3 protein-coding genes and 1 pseudogene are annotated in these 2815 nt (G+C 42.5%); all 4 read left to right on the forward strand.

What is annotated here, in order from left to right; genetic code table 11:
- Nucleotides 1–638 (forward strand): annotated as a pseudogene (locus tag KI743_RS23185) (hypothetical protein); the annotation flags it as partial.
- A 1-nt stretch (nt 639) separates the two neighbouring features.
- Nucleotides 640–954, forward strand: a complete 315-nt coding sequence (locus KI743_RS23190; protein WP_285468426.1) for a DUF2523 family protein — start codon at nt 640–642, stop codon at nt 952–954.
- The gene (locus KI743_RS23195; protein ID WP_285468427.1) at nt 951–2087 is read left to right on the forward strand and encodes a zonular occludens toxin domain-containing protein; all 1137 of its coding nucleotides are present in this window, start codon (nt 951–953) and stop codon (nt 2085–2087) included. The genes KI743_RS23190 and KI743_RS23195 overlap by 4 nt, the downstream gene beginning before the upstream one ends.
- 118 nt (nt 2088–2205) lie before the next feature.
- On the forward strand, nt 2206–2544 hold the full coding sequence (locus KI743_RS23200) for a hypothetical protein (RefSeq protein WP_285468428.1): 339 nt from the start codon (nt 2206–2208) through the stop codon (nt 2542–2544).
- Nucleotides 2545–2815: the final 271 nt, after the last annotated feature.

The following is a 2815-nucleotide window of genomic DNA, read 5'->3' on the forward strand; positions in this document are numbered from 1 at the left end:
CTGGTTCTGGTTCTGGTAGTACAGGGTCTAACGCTAATGTTGTGGGGGCAATCAACAATATGAACTCCAACGTTAATAAGGCGCTTGATGAACTTACATTAGATATCAATAACATAGGGTCAAATATCGAGGGCGGACTCACCAACAGCACAGAGGCTATCAATTCCAATGGCGAGAAAATATCGAATGAATTAGCAAGTGGTTTTGGCGATTTAAATGGATCTCTTGGAGGCATAAAAGGATCATTGGATGGAGTACAAGGTTCACTTGACGGTATTCAAGGCTCATTAGATGAACTCTCGAATGTTGATACTAGTAATGCTGGAACTGGCTCAACATGTATCAGTGATTCAAGCTGTAGAGGTTTCTATCGCTCTCGGTATCCAAACGGTTTATCTGGGGTAGCCAACGAGCACTTTCAACTAATCAAAGCTAATGCCCTTGATGGGTTCGTCGATACTTTTGGCACACTAGACCTTTCCAATGCTAAGCGCCCTACTTTTGCCATTCCAATAATGGACTTCGGTACATTCGACTTATCGGAGTATTTTGATTTTGACTGGTTATTTGGCTTTGTGCGTTTTTGCTTAATCTTCACTGCTATCGCCACTGCGCGTAAGAATATCTTAGGGGGCTAACATGGATTGGATTGTAGATTTATTTAACAAGCTAATTGAATTCTTATATCGACTCATCATCAGTCTAGTAGACATGATCAAAGACGTATTCATATGGGCTCTAGAGCAGGTTTTGTCTCTTTGCCAATCGTTAATCACATGGGTGTTTAGCTTCTTCGAACCTATAGATATTTCTCAGTATCTGACGGCTATACCTAGTGAAGTGTCTTGGATGCTCTCGGCCATTGGACTTCCTCAAGCTTTAACAATCATTCTCGCGTCATTGGTTGCACGTTTCTTACTTCAACTTATTCCATTAACGAGGTTAGGTTCATGATATACGGAATTGTTGGTCGTCCAGGAGGGGGGAAAAGCTATGAAGCCGTGGCTTATCATGTACTTCCTGCATTAAAAGAGGGACGAAAAGTTATAACCAACCTCCCCTTACAAATCGACCATTTTGCAGCGGTTTTAGGTGACGAAGTAAGACAGCTAATTGTTGTTGTAGATGGCAAGCTAAATGATTTCGGTTCAATGGAACGCCCATTCAGCAAGGTTTCTGATTATGAAGATGATTGGCGAAATACCAAAGGCCAAGGACCTCTCTTTGTTGTCGATGAAGCTCATATGACCTTACCTAATCGGAACCTCAATACAGAGATTCTAGAATGGTATTCATTACACCGTCACTATGGCGTAGACATAATCCTTGTGACGCAGAACTTACGGAAAATCCATCGAGATATCAAGGACATGATTGAGGTAACCTACTACTGTGCAAAAAACACAGCATTAGGTTCAAATAATACGTATACGAAGAAAGTCCGCTCAGGTGCCAATGGCGATGTTGTTAACACAAGTATTAGGAAGTATGAGCAAGCTTACTTCCCTTTCTATAAGAGTCACACAGCATCTAATTCAAGTGTAACTGAGGCTATGGCCGCAGATATCGTTCCTCTTTGGAAACGATGGCCTGTTATCGGTTCCCTACTATTCATGGTTTTAGGGATCGCTCTTTCTGTTTGGGCGTTCTCTCCTAAAGAATCACCAAAAGTTATGCAACCAACGGCTCCTCAAGTAAAGAAAGTTACTGAGGCTGTTCCTGCAGGAACACCAACCAAAGAGGTTAAAGCTAACAATGATTGGTTTGGCCCCTTAGACAACTTCCACTTTTTCGCTACTGGTTACTCTAAACAAATCGCTTATGTCAGCTATCGTACAAGTAGCCAGATTAACGATGAGCTTTCATTTTATAAGATATATATCGACGTATACGACAAACAACAAAAGCTCTTTAGCATTGAACATATTGACCTTCAAGAGATGGGATACAAATTCACTGTACTCGCAGAGTGCGTCTATCAGATAACTTGGGATGGTATAGATAGAATCGTTACATGTGGCAAGATTGAAGAAGAAAAAGCACGAGCACCTGATTTGTTTGATAGTGCATTACCGATTGACATCTGAAAGCATCAAACCTGACCGTAATCCGATGTAACTTAGGAAATTATTTAACTATATTCTGACTTTGGTGATGTAGAATTTCAATTAATCATACAAATAATCAAGTTTATAGAGCGCGAATATGAAAAAGCTACTTTTCCTAACAGTACTCCTTAGTTCATCGGCAGTCGCATACGACCCATATGAGTGTTTATCAGACGTATCTGCAGTAGACGAAGAGATGCCTGTTGGCTTAGCAACCGAACTATGTTCTGGGGCATGGTCTCAGGAACCGGCAAAATGTTACGTGGGAGCATCGGTCATTGATAAAGAGATACCAAGGTTCTTAGCTATCAAATTATGTTCTGGTACCAAGGACGCAATGAAGACCTTAGAGTGTTACGCAAAAAGTGCAGACTATGAATTAAATCGAGGCCTCGCAACAAGTCTTTGCGGTGTCAATGGCCACGGTGGAAACTAACCGCTCTGACCCGCAGGGATAAGTGAGAGCGGAGCGCGAACGATGCACCGAGCCACTCGATAATGGCAAATGGTTCTTAGAAATTAACTGGCGAGTGTTTCAAACTGCCCAAGCTGAGAATATGAAGTGCCAGCCCCTTTCCTGCCAGACCACCCCTTGCAGAGCCTCACTATACCAGTGGGGCTTTTTGCTACTGCAACCCATTAATCTAACATCGCGCTTAAACTGAGCGTCGTCCCGCGCTTCGTTGGGAGGGACCCGTTTCGTCGGG

The organism is Vibrio sp. D420a (assembly GCF_030248625.1).
GTDB lineage: Bacteria > Pseudomonadota > Gammaproteobacteria > Enterobacterales > Vibrionaceae > Vibrio > Vibrio fortis_A.

What these genes read in the sequence shown, in the direction of transcription:
- KI743_RS23190 (WP_285468426.1), top strand. Translation starts at nt 640, where the DNA reads ATGGATTGGATTGTAGATTTATTTAACAAGCTAATTGAATTCTTATAT.
- KI743_RS23195 (WP_285468427.1), top strand. Translation starts at nt 951, where the DNA reads ATGATATACGGAATTGTTGGTCGTCCAGGAGGGGGGAAAAGCTATGAA.
- KI743_RS23200 (WP_285468428.1), top strand. Translation starts at nt 2,206, where the DNA reads ATGAAAAAGCTACTTTTCCTAACAGTACTCCTTAGTTCATCGGCAGTC.